This window comes from Microbacterium sp. NPDC006705 (assembly GCF_044903545.1).
GTDB classification, from domain to species: Bacteria; Actinomycetota; Actinomycetes; order Actinomycetales; family Microbacteriaceae; genus Microbacterium; species Microbacterium plantarum.
The window spans coordinates 1,185,988-1,202,261 of sequence record NZ_JBJDQQ010000001.1; the positions used below are offsets into that span (position 1 = coordinate 1,185,988).

Annotated in this window: 20 protein-coding genes; 6 read left to right on the plus strand and 14 right to left on the minus strand. The window is 69.8% G+C overall.

Going from position 1 to position 16,274, the window contains the following annotated elements; genetic code table 11:
- Positions 1–376: 376 nt before the first annotated feature.
- The 6 genes from ccsB to ACI2K6_RS05705 all read right to left on the minus strand — a co-directional run bounded on the left by ccsB (position 377) and on the right by ACI2K6_RS05705 (position 6,093).
- The gene (gene ccsB, locus ACI2K6_RS05680; RefSeq protein ID WP_354451219.1) at positions 377–1,444 is read right to left on the minus strand and encodes a c-type cytochrome biogenesis protein CcsB; all 1,068 of its coding nucleotides are present in this window, start codon (positions 1,442–1,444) and stop codon (positions 377–379) included.
- Between the two features lie 5 nt (positions 1,445–1,449).
- Entirely contained in the window at positions 1,450–3,228 is a 1,779-nt protein-coding gene (locus ACI2K6_RS05685) for a cytochrome c biogenesis protein ResB (RefSeq protein ID WP_274178463.1), read from the minus strand.
- On the minus strand, positions 3,209–4,048 hold the full coding sequence (locus ACI2K6_RS05690) for a cytochrome c biogenesis CcdA family protein (RefSeq protein WP_274178462.1): 840 nt from the start codon (positions 4,046–4,048) through the stop codon (positions 3,209–3,211). Before ACI2K6_RS05690 ends, ACI2K6_RS05685 begins: the two co-directional genes overlap by 20 nt.
- On the minus strand, positions 4,045–4,659 hold the full coding sequence (locus tag ACI2K6_RS05695; protein WP_112616711.1) for a TlpA disulfide reductase family protein: 615 nt from the start codon (positions 4,657–4,659) through the stop codon (positions 4,045–4,047). Before ACI2K6_RS05695 ends, ACI2K6_RS05690 begins: the two co-directional genes overlap by 4 nt.
- On the minus strand, positions 4,659–5,300 hold the full coding sequence (locus ACI2K6_RS05700; protein ID WP_112616709.1) for a histidine phosphatase family protein: 642 nt from the start codon (positions 5,298–5,300) through the stop codon (positions 4,659–4,661). Before ACI2K6_RS05700 ends, ACI2K6_RS05695 begins: the two co-directional genes overlap by 1 nt.
- A 67-nt stretch (positions 5,301–5,367) precedes the next feature.
- Positions 5,368–6,093, minus strand: a complete 726-nt coding sequence (locus ACI2K6_RS05705; RefSeq protein WP_274178461.1) for a DedA family protein — start codon at positions 6,091–6,093, stop codon at positions 5,368–5,370.
- 99 nt (positions 6,094–6,192) lie between these two features.
- Here ACI2K6_RS05705 and aspS point away from each other — a divergent pair, with 99 nt between their 5' ends.
- Entirely contained in the window at positions 6,193–7,533 is a 1,341-nt protein-coding gene (gene aspS / locus ACI2K6_RS05710; protein ID WP_064956100.1) for an aspartate--tRNA(Asn) ligase, read from the plus strand.
- Between the two features lie 89 nt (positions 7,534–7,622).
- Positions 7,623–8,816, plus strand: coding sequence for a mechanosensitive ion channel family protein (locus ACI2K6_RS05715; RefSeq protein ID WP_404568240.1), 1,194 nt, complete (start codon positions 7,623–7,625; stop codon positions 8,814–8,816).
- 36 nt (positions 8,817–8,852) lie between these two features.
- Here ACI2K6_RS05715 and ACI2K6_RS05720 read toward each other — a convergent pair whose 3' ends face one another.
- From ACI2K6_RS05720 to ACI2K6_RS05745, 6 genes are all read right to left on the minus strand, one after another.
- Positions 8,853–9,155, minus strand: coding sequence for a Dabb family protein (locus tag ACI2K6_RS05720; RefSeq protein WP_112616703.1), 303 nt, complete (start codon positions 9,153–9,155; stop codon positions 8,853–8,855).
- The gene (locus ACI2K6_RS05725; protein ID WP_274178459.1) at positions 9,152–9,430 is read right to left on the minus strand and encodes a glutaredoxin family protein; all 279 of its coding nucleotides are present in this window, start codon (positions 9,428–9,430) and stop codon (positions 9,152–9,154) included. Before ACI2K6_RS05725 ends, ACI2K6_RS05720 begins: the two co-directional genes overlap by 4 nt.
- Positions 9,431–9,446: 16 nt before the next feature.
- Positions 9,447–9,740, minus strand: a complete 294-nt coding sequence (locus tag ACI2K6_RS05730) for a rhodanese-like domain-containing protein (protein ID WP_269267353.1) — start codon at positions 9,738–9,740, stop codon at positions 9,447–9,449.
- A 114-nt stretch (positions 9,741–9,854) separates the two neighbouring features.
- Positions 9,855–9,953 carry a 30S ribosomal protein bS22 gene (locus tag ACI2K6_RS05735; protein ID WP_003792170.1) on the minus strand — a complete coding sequence of 33 codons (99 nt, stop codon included), beginning with the start codon at positions 9,951–9,953 and terminating at the stop codon, positions 9,855–9,857.
- Positions 9,954–10,036: 83 nt separating this feature from the next.
- Positions 10,037–10,228, minus strand: coding sequence for a helix-turn-helix domain-containing protein (locus ACI2K6_RS05740; RefSeq protein WP_094262527.1), 192 nt, complete (start codon positions 10,226–10,228; stop codon positions 10,037–10,039).
- 100 nt (positions 10,229–10,328) lie between these two features.
- Positions 10,329–10,736 (minus strand): helix-turn-helix transcriptional regulator, encoded by a 408-nt coding sequence (locus ACI2K6_RS05745; protein ID WP_023952229.1) that lies wholly within the window; start codon positions 10,734–10,736, stop codon positions 10,329–10,331.
- Positions 10,737–10,836: 100 nt separating this feature from the next.
- Here ACI2K6_RS05745 and ACI2K6_RS05750 point away from each other — a divergent pair, with 100 nt between their 5' ends.
- Positions 10,837–12,279 (plus strand): TrkH family potassium uptake protein, encoded by a 1,443-nt coding sequence (locus ACI2K6_RS05750; RefSeq protein WP_112616695.1) that lies wholly within the window; start codon positions 10,837–10,839, stop codon positions 12,277–12,279.
- Entirely contained in the window at positions 12,272–12,943 is a 672-nt protein-coding gene (locus tag ACI2K6_RS05755) for a TrkA family potassium uptake protein (RefSeq protein ID WP_023952231.1), read from the plus strand. The genes ACI2K6_RS05750 and ACI2K6_RS05755 overlap by 8 nt, the downstream gene beginning before the upstream one ends.
- Before the next feature lie 37 nt (positions 12,944–12,980).
- Here the strand turns inward: ACI2K6_RS05755 and proC are convergent, their stop codons facing one another.
- Positions 12,981–13,823 carry a pyrroline-5-carboxylate reductase gene (proC, locus tag ACI2K6_RS05760; protein ID WP_274178457.1) on the minus strand — a complete coding sequence of 281 codons (843 nt, stop codon included), beginning with the start codon at positions 13,821–13,823 and terminating at the stop codon, positions 12,981–12,983.
- A gap of 114 nt (positions 13,824–13,937) precedes the next feature.
- On the opposite strand from proC, the gene ACI2K6_RS05765 reads away from it, so the two are divergent.
- Positions 13,938–15,056, plus strand: a complete 1,119-nt coding sequence (locus ACI2K6_RS05765; protein ID WP_274178456.1) for an alpha/beta fold hydrolase — start codon at positions 13,938–13,940, stop codon at positions 15,054–15,056.
- 9 nt (positions 15,057–15,065) lie between these two features.
- Here the strand turns inward: ACI2K6_RS05765 and ACI2K6_RS05770 are convergent, their stop codons facing one another.
- Positions 15,066–15,497, minus strand: a complete 432-nt coding sequence (locus tag ACI2K6_RS05770; RefSeq protein ID WP_274178546.1) for a nucleoside deaminase — start codon at positions 15,495–15,497, stop codon at positions 15,066–15,068.
- An 87-nt stretch (positions 15,498–15,584) separates the two neighbouring features.
- On the opposite strand from ACI2K6_RS05770, the gene upp reads away from it, so the two are divergent.
- Positions 15,585–16,220, plus strand: coding sequence for a uracil phosphoribosyltransferase (gene upp / locus ACI2K6_RS05775; RefSeq protein ID WP_023952235.1), 636 nt, complete (start codon positions 15,585–15,587; stop codon positions 16,218–16,220).
- Positions 16,221–16,274 lie beyond the last annotated feature (54 nt).

Genomic DNA, 16,274 nt, shown 5'->3' on the forward strand with positions numbered 1-16,274 from the left:
CATGCTGCCAACCGAGCCGACGCCCCGCACCCCGGCAAGGTTGAGTGGGCAGTTCACGCCCCCTCCAGCGACGAGAACGGGCAGCTACTGCCAACCGAAGCGACGCCGCGCACCACAGGCGACTCCCAGCTGGCAGTTCGCGCCCCCTCCCGCGACGGGAATGGACACATGCTGCCAACCGAGCCGACGCCCCGCACCCCGGCAAGGTTCAATTGGCAGATCACGCCCTCTCCCGCGACGAGAATGGGCGCCTGCTGCCAACCGAGCCGACGCCGCGCACCACAGGCGACTCCCAGTTGGCAGTTCGCGCCCCCTCCCGCGACGGGAATGGGCACATGCTGCCAACCGAGGCGACGCCCCGCACCCCGGCGAGGGGTCAGCTCAGGCCGCTGTAGGCGTGCAGACCCTTGAAGAACTGGTTGACGATGATGAAGTTGAACAGCACCGCTGAGAAGCCGACGATCGACAGCCAGGCGCTGCGGTTTCCGCGCCAACCGCGCGTCGCGCGAGCGTGGATGTAGCCGGCGTAGAGCACCCAGATGACGAAGGTCCACACTTCCTTCGTGTCGAAGCCCCAGTACCGGCCCCACGCGTCGTTAGCCCAGATCGAGCCGGCGATGAGGGTGAAGGTCCAGAAGATGAAGCCGATGATGGCGAAGCGGTAGGCGAGCGACTCGAGGGCGTCGGCGCTCGGCAGCGTACGCAGGAACCGCGCACCGTCGCGCTGCGGAGCGGATCCCGCGGATGCCGCATCCCCAGCCTCGGCGCTGACCCGAGCGATCGCGCGTGCCTCGCGTCGCGCCTGCATGAGCTGCACGATCGACAGGGCGAACGCGAGCGCGAAGAACGCCGACGCCAGCGAGGCAACGAAGACGTGGATGACGAGCCAGATCGACTTCAGCGGGTCGGCGAGCGGCACCACCGCGACGTAGAAGTTGAGGACCGAGCCGCCGAGCAGCACGACCGCGAGCCCGGTGATGAAGGTACCGAGGAACCGGAGGTCGTACCGGAAGAGCACGACGAGGTAGACCATCACCACGAGGAGCAGCCCGGTGAGGGCGAACTCGTACATGTTCGACCACGGCACCCGCTCGGCGGCGATGCCGCGCAGCACGGTCGCTCCGAGGTGGAAGAGGAACCCGATCCAGGTCAGGGTCGTGCCCATGCGCGCCCACAGCAGGCGCGGGCGGTCGGCGGGACGGGCGTTGAGCGCGAGCTCGGCCTGCGCCTCCGCGGCGCGGATCTCGCCGATCGTCTGCGCACCGCCTGCGGCGACGAGGGCGGGAGCCGCCGCCGCGGCGGGGACGGAGTCTTTCGTCTTCAGCGCGAGGTCGGAACGACGAGCCAGATCGATCGCGTAGGCGATGAAGGCGAGCGCGTAGACAGCCACCGCTGTCCAGACGAGCAGGACCGAGACGGCATCCAGCGACAGGTCTTCGGGCATGATCCTCAGTTTACGTCGGGCGCTTGCGCGCGGGCGGGGCGGGGACGGCGCGGACGCTCGGCCTCGGGCGGCAGCTCGACCTCATCGCGCCCGAGGGCGGCGAGGTGACTGCGGGAGATGTCGGCGACCGCCTGCGCGATCGCGGGGTCCTCGCCGCGGGCGAGGCCGGCGTACTCCAGGCGGATCGCTCCGTCTACCGGGGTCGCCTTGACCCACAGGCGCCGGCGCGGCACGAAGAGCCCCGCGAGCAGGCCGAGGGTGGCGAGGATCGCGAAGACGAGCACGAACGGCGCCCCCACGTCGCGGTGGATCGACAGCGAGACGTAGCGCTTGACCGCCTCCTGAGCGCCGGATGCGCGCTGGTCCTCGAAGGTCACGGTGCCACGACCGCCCGGGAGGTCGACGGTCTGACCGGGTTCGAGCTCGAGCGACGCGGCCTCCGCGTCGCCGCCGGCGATCTGCTCCATGCCGGTCGGATCGAGCGTGTAGACCGAGCGGGGCGTCCCGTCGTCGATGCCGAGGTCGCCCTCGTAGACACGGAAGGTCACGAGCGGGTTGGTGAGGTCACCGTAGGCGGAGGCGATGGCCCCCGTCTCGAGCGTCGCTGCCGTCGGGTAGAAGAAGCCGGCGAATCCGAGCTGCTTCGGCATCCCGTCGGCGATCTTGACGACGCCGATCGAGGTCATGTTGTTGTCCTGCGGCAGGAACGGCACGTCCTCGCTGAACACGACCTCGCCGGCGGCGTCGCGGACGGTGATCGTGGGGGCGTAGCCGTTGCCCATCAGATAGACGCGGTCACCCTCGATCCCGTAGGGGTGGTTGACACGCACCTCCCCGTCGCGCGGCTCCTGCCCGGGCTCGGTCACCGTGAGGTGGGCGAGGAAGTCTCCGGCCATCCCGTGACCCGGTCCCCCGCTGAACGGGCCGTACGTCACGTCGAACTTGTCGAGGGTCAGCGAGTACGGCGGCATCTGGTCGGTGTCGACGAAGCGGCCCGGGTTGAACGAGGTGTACCCGAGACCGAGCGAGTTGACGAACGTGTCACCCTCGACGATGACGGTCTGACCCGTGTACGTCAGCCCGCCGCCGATGCCGACCGAGATCAGCACGCCCACGAGCGCACCGTGGAAGACGAGGTTGCCCGTCTCGCGCAGATAGCCCCGCTCGGCCGAGACGGATGCGACCTGGCCCGAGTCGTACCGCTCGACGCGGTAACCCGACTTGCGCAGCTGTCGCTGAGCCTCGTCGACGGCCGCCGACGCCGCGGCCGCGGCATCCTCGTCGTCGCGCAGGGCGACTCCGACCGTGCGGTGATCGGCCAGCCGTGACAGGCGCACGGGGGTGCGGGGCGGGCGCGACTTCATGGCCTGCCAGTGGTGCTTCGTTCGCGGGATGACGCACCCGACGAGCGAGACGAACAACAGGATGTAGATCGCCGAGAACCACACCGAGGTGTAGACGTCGAACATCTGCAGCGCATCGAGGATGGGGTACAGATCGGGGTTGTCGGTGCGCCACTGGGTGACGCCGTTGGGGTCGGCGCTGCGCTGCGGCACGATCGACCCCGGGATGGCCGCGATCGCGAGCAGGAGCAGCAGGACCAGCGCCGTGCGCATGCTCGTCAGCTGCCGCCAGCCCCACCGCAGCCACCCGACGAAGCCGAGCTGGGGCTGGGTGATCTCGCGGTCGCCGTCGGCGGGTTCGGCCGCGGGAGCGGCGTCGGAGTGGTCGCCCGGTCGCAGCGGCGCCGAGGGATCGGCCTGGTCAGAGGAAGGTCGGGACACCGGCCACCACTCCTTGGAAGACGGACATGATCGTGGTCCAGACGCCGGTGACCATCAGCAGGCCGAGGACGACCAGCAGCGCTCCCCCGGCGATGTTCACGACGCGGATGTGGCGGCGCACGAAGGCCACCGAGCGGGTGGCCCAGCTCGCGCCCAGCGCCAGCAGGACGAAGGGGATGCCGAGCCCCAGCGAGTACGCCACGGCGAGAACCCCCGCGCGGGTCGGGTCGGCCTGGCTGAGGGCGATCGAGAGGATCGCGGCGAGGGTCGGACCGATGCAGGGCGCCCAGCCGATGCCCATCGCGATGCCGAGCAACGGCGCTCCGGCGAGGCCGAGATTCTGCCGCAGCTGCGGCCGGTAGATCCGCTGCGCGAAGCCGAACATGCCGACGAACACGAGCCCCAGGACGATCACGACGGCGCCGAGGACGCGCGTGATGACCTCCTGGTACTCGAAGAATGCGCGGCCGATCGTGCCCGCGAAGACACCCATCGCGAGGAAGACGACCGTGAACCCCGCGATGAACAGCCCGACACCGAGCAGGAGGCGTCCGCGGCCCGGCGCGGACGTCGGAGAATCCGTCGAAACGCGGACCGATCCGGCGGCATCCTCCGAGCTTCCCGACATTTTCCGAGCTTCACCGCGGCTGACAGCCCGTCCGGCGGGCTCGCGCGGCGTGACCGCGCTGCCGAGGAAGCCCAGGTAGCCGGGGACGAGCGGCAGCACGCACGGCGACAGGAACGACACCAGTCCCGCGAGCACGGCGATCGGCACCGCGAGCCACAGGGCTCCGCCGAAGACGATCTCGCCCGGGTTCACGACGATCCCGCGCCGGCGCCCGCCTTCGCGGCGTCCTCGACGAGGGTGCGGAGGATGCCGGCATCCCGCAGCTGGCCGACGATGCGGGCCGCTACGCGCCCTTCGGTGTCGAGCACGAGCGTCGTCGGCGCCGCCTGGACAGACGCGGATGCCGCGAGCGCGAGCTTCAGCTCGCTGTCGCCCTGCATGAGGAGCGAGGGGTAGCTGATGCCGTAGTTCCGCTCGAAGGCCGACGCCTGCTCGGGACCGTCGTAGATGTTGACGCCGAGGAACTCCGCGCCGACCTCCTGCGTATCGGTGTAGACCTCTTCGAGCAGCGGCGCTTCGGCGCGGCACGGGCCGCACTGCGCGTACCAGAAGTTGAGGACGAGCGGCTTGCCGGCGTAGTCCGCGCTCGAGATCGTCGAGCCGTCGACGGCCGTGCCGCTGAACGCGATCGGAGCGCCGCGCTCGGCCTCGGGGATCTCGGTGGTCGTGCCATCGCCCGAGATGAACCCCTTGTTGTCGCCGTCGCGGTACTGCCCGGCGAGGTCGTCGTTGGGGCTCGAGCAGGCGGCGAGGCCCGCCGCGAGTCCGAGTGCGAGGACGGCGGCCACGAGGCGGCGCTTCATCAGACTGCTCCTACATCGACGGCGCCCGCGGTCGATGCGGGCTCGGCGTACGCGACCTCGCGCCACGCGGCGCGCTCTCCCCCGTCAGAGAGCTCGAAGCTCGTGACGCTCGAGAGCGCGCATCGGCGCCGACGCGGGTCGTGGCGCAGCGGCTCGCCGGCGATCGCGAGGTGGGTGATCCAGATCGGCAGCTGGTGCGAGACGATCACGGCATCGCCCGAATCGGTCGAGTGCCACAGGTCGCGCATGGCCGCATCCATGCGCGCGACGATCTCGAGGTAGGGCTCACCCCAGCTCGGAGTCGCCGGCGTGCGCAGGTGCCACCAGTTCCAGGGGTTGACGAGGGCGTTGCGCATGCGCCGACCCTCGAAGACGTTGTGCGGCTCGATGACTCGTTCGTCGATGACAGGATCGAGGCCGAAGAGCTCGGTGAAGGGCTCGGACGACTCGCGCGTGCGCTGCAGCGGCGACGACATCAGGGCGGTGACCGGGCGGTCGAGCGACGCGACGTGCTCGGCGGCCGAACGGGCCATGCGCCGTCCGTCCTCGCTCAGTCCGAAGTGCGGCAGCCGTCCGTAGAGCACGCGCTGGGGGTTGTGAACCTCACCGTGGCGCACGAGATGGAGACGGGCTGCGGGCACGGTCTCCAGTCTACGGCGGCGGCTCCTATGCGGACCCTGAGCGCCCGATCGGCCGGCAGCCGGTGGGTCAGGATCCCTCGGCGCTCGGCTCCGGTGCCGGCCCCGCGCCCGCGGCTCGATCGCGACGCAGATCGCGCACGCGCTTCACGACGAACCAGACGATGAGCACCGCGACGACGACGATCACGATCAGCTGGAAGGTCTCGGCGTAGCGCTCGACGATGTGCCAGTTCTCGCCGAGGAGGAAGCCGGCCATCACGAAGATCGAGTTCCAGATCAGGCTTCCCGCGGTGGTGAGCAGGCCGAACTTCCACCAGTGCATCCGCGCGACCCCGGCTGGGATCGAGATGAGGCTGCGGAACAGCGGCACCATCCGTCCGAAGAACACCGCGATCGAGCCGTGCTTCTCGAACCAGTGGACCGACCGCACGACGTCGTCGCCGGTCACCAGCGGCATCCGGTCGGCGATGCGGCGCAGCCGGTCCGCTCCCAGCCAGCGGCCGAGGAAGTACAGGATGTACGCGCCGAAGACCGACCCGAACGTGGTCCACAGGATCGCCTCGGCGAGCGTGAAGGATCCGCGTGAGGCCGCGAGCCCGGCCATCGGCAGGACGACCTCACTGGGGATCGGCGGGAACAGGTTGTCCATGCCGACCGCGATCGCCGCCCCCGCCGGCCCGATCGTGTCCATGAGCGAGACGGTCCAGTCGGCGAGCGTGGTCAGCCACGACCCGCCCTCGTCTGCGGAGGCCTCCGACGCGTGGGCGTAGGCGGTGCGGGTCATGACGGTCATCGGGTGCCTTCGCGCTCGGTGATCGGATGCCCGGCCGGGCCCCGCGCACAGCCTAGGACGGCAACGTCGGAGATTGCTGGACGCGTAGACTCTCCCCTCGTGAGTGAACGCGTTCTCGTCCAGCAGCTGCAGGCCCGCCCCGACGGCCCCGTTTCGGTGTCCGGATGGGTCGAGACCGTCCGCGATCAGAAGAAGGTGCAGTTCGTCATCCTCCGCGACGAGACCGGCGCCGTGCAGCTGGTCAACCCCGCGACGCGCCCGGCCGAGGACGGCAGCGAGCAGGATGCCGCGGCCCTCGCCCTCACCGAGCTGATCTCGAACCTCTCGACGGGCACGTTCCTCACCGTCACGGGCGAGCTCAAGCACGACGAGCGCGTCAAGCTCGGCGGCGTCGAGATCAAGATCGGCGCCCTCGACATCGCGGCCGCCGCCCTCCCCGAGACGCCCATCGCGGCCGACTCCGGTCTCGACAAGCGCATGGACTGGCGCTTCCTCGACCTGCGTCAGCGCCGCAACAACCTGATCTTCCGCGTGCAGACGACGCTCGAGCACGCGATGCGCACGTACTGGATCGAGCGCGACTACATCGAGATCCACTCCCCCAAGCTCATGGCCTCCGCTTCCGAGTCGGCCGCCGAGCTGTTCGAGGTGCCCTACTTCGAGGACAAGACGGCGTACCTCGCGCAGAGCCCGCAGTTCTTCAAGCAGATGGCGCAGTCGGCGGGCTTCGGCAAGATCTTCGAGATCGGCGACGTCTTCCGCGCCGACCCGTCGTTCACCTCGCGGCACGCGACCGAGTTCACCTCGATCGACGCCGAGATCAGCTGGATCGACTCGCACGAGGACGTCGCTGCGATGCAGGAAGAGCTGCTGCAGTTCGCCTTCCAGGCCGTCAAGGACAAGCACGGCGACGAGATCGCCGAACTGTTCGGTGTCGAGGTACAGGTTCCGCAGACCCCGTTCCCCCGCATCCCCCTGGCCGAGGCCCGTGAGATCGTCGCGGCACGCGGCTACGACATCCCGCGCACCGACGGCGACCTCGACCCCGAGGGCGAACGCCAGATCTCGGCGCACGTGCTCGAGACCTACGGTCACCAGTTCGTCTTCATCACCGACTACCACCCCGAGATCCGCGCTTTCTACCACATGCGCGACGAGGAGACCGGGCTGACCAAGTCGTACGACCTGCTCTTCAACGGCGTCGAGATCACGACCGGCGCGCAGCGCGAGCACCGCGTCGACGTTCTCATCGAGCAGGCGAAGGAGAAGGGTCTCGACCCCGAGCACCTCGACTTCTACCTCGACTTCTTCCGCTACGGCGCCCCGCCGCACGGCGGCTTCGGCATGGGCCTCGCGCGCGTGCTGATGCTGCTGCTCGGTGAATCGTCGATCCGCGAGGTCACGTACCTCTTCCGCGGGCCGACGCGCCTCGCCCCGTAACACAACACCCCACGCACCCGGCAAGCGCTCAGGCAGCGTCCGCCGCCGCCCGTATCGTGGCTTCTCCCGTGACGGAAGGAGTACGACGTATGTGGGACGGGTGGATGGAGTTCGCCATCGCGGTGCTGGTGGGTCTCGCGATCGCCGTGGTGATCGCTGTGGTCGCTCATGTGGCGCTGAGCATCGCCGCGCGACGGCAACGCTGGCCGGAGGTGCTCGGCCGCCGCTCGCGCGCGCCGTTCCGTTCGCTGCTCGTCGCCATCGTCCTGTGGGCCGCCGTGCAGACCGCCTTCCCCGACGAGCTCTGGCGGTCGGTCCTGAGCCAGCTGCTGACGATCGTCATCATCGCCGCGAGCGCCTGGCTGCTCGCCTCTCTCGTGCTGGTCGTCACCGACATCGCGCTCGGCCGGTACCGCATCGATGTGCCGGACAACCGCGTCGCCCGCCGTATCCGCACGCAGATGCTCATCGTGCGGCGTCTGGCCGTGGCGATCATCATCGTGATCGGCATCGGCGCGGCCCTCCTGACCTTCGACTCGGTGCGGGCGGTGGGGGCGAGCGTCCTGGCCTCCGCGGGAATCGCGTCGGTGGTCGCGGGACTGGCCGCCCAATCGGTGCTCGCCAACGTCTTCGCAGGGCTGCAGATCGTCTTCAGCGACGCCTTGCGCGTCGACGACGTCGTCGTGGCCGACGGCGAATGGGGCCGCGTCGGAGAGATCACCCTCAGCTACGTCGTGCTCGACCTCTGGGATGACCGCCGACTCGTCCTCCCCTGCACCTACTTCACCACGACGCCGTTCGAGAACTGGACGCGGCGCGGCTCCGAACTGCTGGGGGCCGTCGAGATGGATCTCGACTGGAACGTCTCGCCCGCCGCGATGCGCGCGCACCTGCACGACGTGCTCGAGAAGACCGACCTCTGGGATCGCCGGACGTCGGTGCTGCAGGTGACGGATGCCGTCGCCGGCTACGTCCGCGTGCGCATCCTGGTCACCGCGAAGGACGCTCCCACGCTGTTCGACCTCCGCTGCCTCGTGCGCGAAGCGATGGTCACGTGGGTGCAGCGCACGATGCCGCAGGCCGTTCCGGTTCAGCGGATCGTCATGTCGGATGCCACGGCCCCGGGGCACCACACCGACCACCCGATCACGCACGACCCCACCCCGACCAACGACGGGCTCTTCACCGGCAGTGCCGAGGCCGAACGACGGGCGAGCACGTTCACGAACGCGATCCCGGTGGTCATGACGGACGAGCTCGCCGAGCGCGATCGGCGGGACTGAGACCCCCTCGGGGCGAGCCGGTCGAGGCCGGGTGGCTCAGACCTCGAAGTCGACCGAGATGCGACTCGCGACGACGCCGCGGACGAAGGCGGCGACCTCCTGGTGAGCCGGGTGCACCTGGTACGCCTCGAGACCGGCGACATCGTCGAAGTCGGCGACGAGGGCGACGTCGCCGTTGACGTCGGCGTAAGCCGCGTTCGGCCCGATGCTCAGCGAACGGATCGAGGGGACGACACCGACGAGACCCTGGATGCGGCGCGCCACCTCGGCGGCGTGCTCGGCCCGGGTCTCGGGGTCTTCGGCGGCGAGCTTCCAGGCGACGACGTGGCGAATGGTCATGCGGACTCCTCGGTCGGGGTCGGGGTTTCGTCGGTCAGCGCGGCGCGCAGCCGGTCGGCCGACACGCGCCAGTGCGCGTGGAGGCGGTCGTCGATCAGCACGACGGGGATCTTCTCCCACCACTGCTCGAAGAGCGCCGGGTCGTCGAAGATCGACCTCTCGACGACCTCGACGTCCGCTTCACCGGGCAGGTCGGCCACGACGGTGTCGACGATCTCGCGGGCGACGTCGCAGAGGTGGCAGCCGGGCTTGGAGATGAGCGTCAGCGTGGACATCAGTGGCGCGCCGCTGTCAGCGCTCGAGCTCGAAGCCGCGCGAGGCCCACTCGCCCGTGCCGCCGGTGACGTTCGTGGCGTCGTAGCCGCGTGCCTCGAGGGCGGCGACGACCTGGGCCGACCGTCCGCCGGCCTGGCAGATGACATCGAAGGCGCCGTCGGGCAGCTCGTCGATCCGCTCACCGAGCTGCGACATCGGGATGCTGATCGCGCCGGGGACCCGTCCCGCGGCGAACTCGTGATCCTCGCGGACGTCGATGAGGGGGATGTCGCGGCCCGCGCGGAGCTCGTCGATGGTGATGGATTTCATGCTCGTTCCTCCACGTTCAGCCTAGGCCGCGGCGCAGTGGGGCGGCCGCATCCGGAAAGCACGAAGCGCCCCTCGGCCGGAGCCGAATGGGGCGCTCAGTGACGTCGCCGCGACTTACTTCTTGTTGCGGCGCTGGTGGCGAGTCTTGCGAAGCAGCTTGCGGTGCTTCTTCTTCGCCATGCGCTTGCGGCGCTTCTTGATGACAGAACCCACGGAAAACCTCACTATGTCAGGGTCTGGACGCATCTCGTCTGCGTCCGGGAACAGGCACCTCGCGAAAAATGCCTCGGATCAGTCTAGCCGACGTCGGCGATCGGCCGTTGCACGGCGTCGCGAACGGCAGATTCGGGCACGCGATAGCTCCGACCGAAGCGGACAGCCGGCAGCTCGCCGGAATGCACGAGGCGATACACCGTCATCTTCGACACCCGCATGATCTCGGCCACCTCCGCAACGGTGAGGAAGCGCACATCGGGCAGCTCGGCCATCGTCATCCCTTTCCCCCGGATGCGAACACTCTAGGGGCGCGGCGCGACGCGTGTAAACCGGAGTGACACGTGTTGCGGACCGGGCACGGATCCCGCCGTGTCAGCGACCGGAGCGCTTGCCGAACACGCTCGTGACGGCGTGCTTGGCGGATGCCGCGGCCCGGCCGACGAGCTCGGCCGCAGCCACGGCCTGTTCGGGGAGGGCGGCGACGGGCTCGGCGTCGTAGGCCTCGGAGGACAGGAAAGGGACGAGCCAGTCGTCGACGACGTCGAGCGGCTCGGGCGACAGGCTGTAGTACCGGTGCTGCCCTTCCTCTCGGACCGTGACGAGCTCGGCACCCCGGAGGACCTTCAGATGCTTGGAGATCGTCGGCTGGCTCACCCCGAGCTCACTGACGATCTGCGAGACGCTCGTGCCGGACGAGCGGGGATCGGAGTCCCGATCGAGCAAGAGCCGCAGGATGTCCCGACGGGTACCGTCGGCGATCACGTCGAAGATGTCCGCCATGCCATCAGGTTAGTCGGCGCACGCGCCCGAGTACCATGACATCGGCACCGACCTACTGCGGCGCCGGGAGCAGCAGCTGCGATCGTGGGGAGGAACACGCATGGCGGACAGGTCCGTCGGCGCGATCGTCCTCCACCGCCTCGGTGGTTTCGGGCGCAGCGCCTGGGACGCCGGGCGTGATCTGGCGACCGCGTCGCCGTCTCGGTTCGCGGTGCTGATCTTCTCGACGCTGATCCTCGTCTTCACGACGCTGTTCTCCCTGCCGGCGGCATCCGCATCGGGCCGGGCGACCCCGTTCGCCGACGCACTGTTCACCGCGGTGTCGACGATCTGCGTCGCGGGGCTCGCGACCGTCGACATGGCCACGCACTGGTCGCCGTTCGGTCACGTCCTGATCTACATCGGCGTCAACGTGGGTGCGCTCGGCGTGCTGACCCTCGCGTCGATCCTCGGCCTCGTCATCTCCAAACGCCTCGGTCTGCGCGCGAAGCTCATCGCCGCCGGCGACAGCAATCCGATGCGCGCGCACGGCGGTCCCGTCAACGAAGGTCAGGCCGTCCGCCTCGGCGAGGTCGGCTTGCTGCTGCGGACCGTCGCGCTATCGACGCTCGTCATCGAGGCGGGGCTGGCGATCCTGCTGTATCCCTCGCTGCTGTTCGGCGGCGTCGATCCGCTCACCGCGCTGTGGGAGGCCCCGTACTACGCGGCGATGGCCTTCACCAACACCGGCTTCTCACCGAATGCCGAGGGCCTGCAGCCGTTCGCCCAGGACTACGTGATGCTCACCGTGCTCATGGCGGGGGTGTTCCTCGGCTCCATCGGCTTCCCGGTGATCTTCACGCTCTGGCGCCACCAGTGGCACGTGCGGGCGTGGTCGCTGCACGCGAAGCTCACGATCATCACCACGATCATCCTGTTCTTCACCGGCGCCGGAGTCTTCCTGCTCCTCGAGTACGACAATCCGGCGACCTTCGGGTCGATGGAGGCGTGGGACACCACGTTCCAGGCGTTCTTCATCTCGGCGATGACCCGGTCGGGAGGCTTCTCGATCATCGACATCGGCGAGATGCACGGCTCATCCCTCATCGTCGGATCAATGCTCATGTTCGTCGGCGGCGGCTCGGCCTCGACGGCGGGCGGCATCAAGGTCACCACCCTCGCGGTGCTCGCCCTCGCCGTGTGGTCCGAGGCGAAGGGGCGCCCGTCGGTGCAGGTGTTCCGCCGCCGCATCCCCAGCGACGTGCAGCGCGTCGCGCTCTCGGTCGTCGCCTGGAGCGCCACGATCGTCGCGATCGGCACCGTCACGATCGCGCAGATCACCAAGGCCCCCGTCGACGAGGTGCTGTTCGACGTCATCTCCGGGTTCGCGACCGTCGGCCTGTCGACAGGCTTGACGGCCGAACTGCCCGACCCCGCGGTGTACGTCATGGCCCTCGTCATGTTCATGGGCCGCGTTGGTACAGTGACTCTCGCTGCAGCGGTGGCCGCGGCATCCCGTTCGCAGTTGTACGCCCTGCCCGTCGAAAGGCCGATCGTTGGTTGAGCAGATCCGAAGCGACGCTCCCGTCCTGGTCATCGGGCTGGGGCGCTTCGGTGCCGCCTGCGCGGGAGAGCTCGACCGCCTCGACCGCGAGGTGCTCGCGATCGACGACAACCTCGAGCTCGTCCAGAAGTGGTCGGAGCGCGTCACGCACGCTGTGCAGACCGACGCCCGCAACCTCGACGCGCTCAAGCAGATCGGTGCGCAGGACTTCCAGGTCGCCGTCGTCGCCGTCGGCTCGTCGATCGAGGCGTCGGTCCTCATCACCGCGAACCTCGTCGACCTGAAGGTCCCGCAGATCTGGGCGAAGGCGGTCTCGCAGTCGCACGGCAAGATCCTCGCCCGCGTCGGCGCCAACCATGTCGTGTACCCCGAGCGCGAGGCCGGCGAGCGCGTCGCGCACCTCGTGAGCGGGCGCATGCTCGACTTCATCCGTTTCGACGACGACTTCGTGCTCGCGAAGATGTACCCGCCGAAGTTCATCCGCGGCGTCGGCCTCAACGAGTCGGGCGTGCGGACGAAGTACCGCGTCACGGTCGTCGGCGTGAAGAGCCCCGGCAAGCCGTTCCGCTATGCCGAGGCCAACACCGTCGTGACCAACCACGACCTCATCATCGTCTCGGGCACCAACTCCGACATCGAGCGCTTCGCCTCCCTCGACCGCTGACCCGGTTTGGTCGCCGCGGTGTCGCGGTGTGCCGGGGTCAGGCGCCGGCGGCGAGCTCGCGGGCGCGGGCCAGCGCCGCGTCGGTCGCGCGGGCGAAGACGTCGTCGAGGCGGGCCTCCTGCAGCACGGCGATCGCCCGCTCGGTGGTGCCCTTCGGGCTCGTGACGCGTCGGCGCAGCTCCGCCGGGTCCTCCCCCGAGGAGTCCAGCAGGGCGGCCGCACCGATGAACGTCTGCTCGGCCATCACCCGCGCCTCGGGCTCGGCGAAGCCCTTGTCGATCGCGGCGCGGGTGAGCTCCTCGATCAGCAGGAAGACGTAGGCGGGGCCCGAGCCGGAGATCGTCGAGAGGGCGTCGATCTGCGCTTCCGGAACCTCGACGACGACGCCGCACGTCTCGAACAGCGCACGCACGGTCGCCCGGTGATCGTCGGATGCCGCGGGGCCGGCGGCCAGCCCGGTGACGGCCTTTCCGACGACGGCGGGGGTGTTGGGCATCGACCGGATGACTGCGACATCCGACCCCAGGATCCCGGCGAAGGTGTCGATCGTGACGCCCGCGGCGAGACTCACCACCACCACCCCCGGGCGCAGCACCGGCGCGATCTCGCGCAGCAGGTCGGGCACCATCGCGGGCTTGACGCCGATCAGGACCACATCGGCCGCGGCGGCGGCATCCGTGTTGCCCGTGGGAGTGTCGGCGAGCGCGACGCTCGTCACTCCCGGCAGGTCGGCGAGGGCGGCGGCCTTCTCGGCGGTGCGGTTGGTGACGGTCACTCCCCCGGCCGCGGCGCCCGAGGCCACGAGCCCCGACAGCACCGCACCCCCCATCGAACCGGCTCCGAGGATGGCGATCGGGGGCAGGGCGACGAGGTCGGGCATGCGGCCATCTTAAGTCCGGCCGTTTCCCAGCGGAGGGAACGGGCGCGAGGTAGAGTCGAAGCGTCCGCGGGCGCGGAGGCGCTCGCCGCGCAGAGCAGAGCGAAGGATCCCGCCATGCCCCTCTTCGACGGCATCACGCCACGCACCATCGAGACGTCGCGCCTGGCGGTGAACATCCTCGAACGCGCTGCAGACGACCCCGAGACGCCGGCCGACCGCACGCTCGTGCTGCTTCACACGGCTCCCGGGTCGAGCCTGTTCTGGCACGAGATCATCGAAGACCTGCCGAGCGACGTCCGCCCGATCGCCATCGACCTCCGTGGCTTCGGCGACACCGAACGGCTTCCCGTCGACGCGACCCGCGGCGTCCGCGACTTCTCGGACGACGTGCGGGCGACGCTCGAGGCTCTGGGCCTCGATGCCGTGCACCTCGTGGGCTGGGGCCTGGGTGCCGCGGTCGCGATGCAGTACGCCCTCGATCACCGGGTGCTCTCGCTGAGCCTGCTCTCGCCCGTGTCGCCGTACGGCTTCGGCGGTACCCGACTCGACGGCACGCGCCTGACCGACGATGACGCCGGATGCGGCGCGGGCGCCGTCAGCCCGGCCCTCGTCGACCGCCTCACGGCTCGCGACGCGGGCGACGACGAGGGCACCGCCCGTTCGTTCTTCCGCACGTCGTTCGTCTCGCCCGACTACGAGTCCGACAACGAGGACACGTGGGTCGAGGCGATGCTCACGACCTCGACGGCCGAGGGCAACTACCCCGGCGACAGTGTTCCGAGCGAGAACTGGCCCGGTTTCGCCGCGGGCCGGCTCGGCGTTCAGAACGCCCTCGCCCCGGGACACTTCGACGTCTCGTCGATCGTGGACCTGGCGGCCGGTTACGACGCTCCCCCGATCCTGTGGGTACGGGGCGGCGCCGACGTCATCGTCGCCGACGGCTCGTTCGCCGACAGCGGTCACCTCGGCGAGATCGGCGCGATCCCCGGCTGGCCCGGCGTGGAGGCCGCACCGGCTCAGCAGATGGTCGCGCAGACCCGTGCCGTGTTCGAACGGTACCGCGAGGCGGGCGGTCAGGTGACCGAGGTGGTCATCGAGGGCGTCGGGCACGCCGTGCACCTCGAGCGCCCGGGCAAGGTGCGCACCGCGATCCTGTCGACGATGGGCTACCTGGGAACGCCCATCTCGCCGGCTCCCCCGACCGAGGCGATCATCCTCAGCTCCTGGGACTGACCGGACCCGTCATCGTTGCTGCGCGAAGAACGTGCGCAGCAGCGCCGACGACTCCGCGGAGCGCACGCCCGCGACGACCTCCGCCCGCACGGGCAACCGACGGTCGCGCACGAGGTCGTACTGCGACCCGGCGGCTCCGGCTTTGTCGTCCCACGCCCCGAAGACGAGTCGTGAGACGTGCGCCTGGAGCATCGCGCCCGCGCACATGATGCAGGGCTCGAGCGTCACGGTGAGGGTGCACCCCGACAGGTTCCACGACCCGGTCGCGACCGCCGCCGCGCGCAGCGCGACCACCTCGGCATGAGCGGTCGGGTCGCCGGTCTCCTCGCGGAGGTTCCGGCCCTCGCCGATCACCGTGCCCGCGGCATCCGTCACGACCGCGCCCACGGGGATGTCGCCGGCCGCCGCAGCCGCCTCTGCGAGCTCGAGGGCGCGCGCCATGCTGCGGATGTCGCCAGCGGATGCCGTGAGGGTCACCGCACCAGCGTAGAGCCGAGGACACACGGGCCGTCCGCGTAGGATCATCACATGCGTGTTCACGTCGCCGACCACCCCCTCATCACCCATAAGCTCTCGGTCCTGCGCGACAAGAACACCACGTCGCCGGTGTTCCGCCAGCTCACCGAAGAGCTCGTCACCCTGCTCGCGTATGAGGCCACGCGCAACGTCCGCACCGAGCAGGTGGAGATCGAGACCCCGGTGACCCGGACGACCGGTCTGGCGATCGCGAAGCCGCGTCCCCTCGTGGTGCCGATCCTGCGGGCCGGGCTGGGCATGCTCGAAGGCATGACCAAGCTCCTCCCCACGGCCGAGGTGGGCTTCCTGGGCATGGCACGCAACGAGGTCACGTTCGAGCCGACCACCTACGCGGAGCGCCTGCCCGACGACCTGAGCGACCGCCAGTGCTTCGTGCTCGACCCGATGCTCGCCACGGGCGGGTCGCTGGGGGCCGCAATCGACTTCATCTTCAAGCGCGGCGCGCAGGACGTCACCGCGATCTGCATCCTCGGTGCTCCCGAGGGCCTTGCTGCGATCGAGAAGCAGGTCGGCGACCGCGACGTGACCCTCGTCCTCGGCTCGCTCGACGAGCGTCTCGACGAGCGTGGCTACATCGTGCCCGGTCTCGGCGACGCCGGCGACCGCCTCTACGGCACCGTCGACTGACCCGCGCCCGCACCTGCACCCTACCCGGGGCATCGAGCGCACCTCCGCGAATGA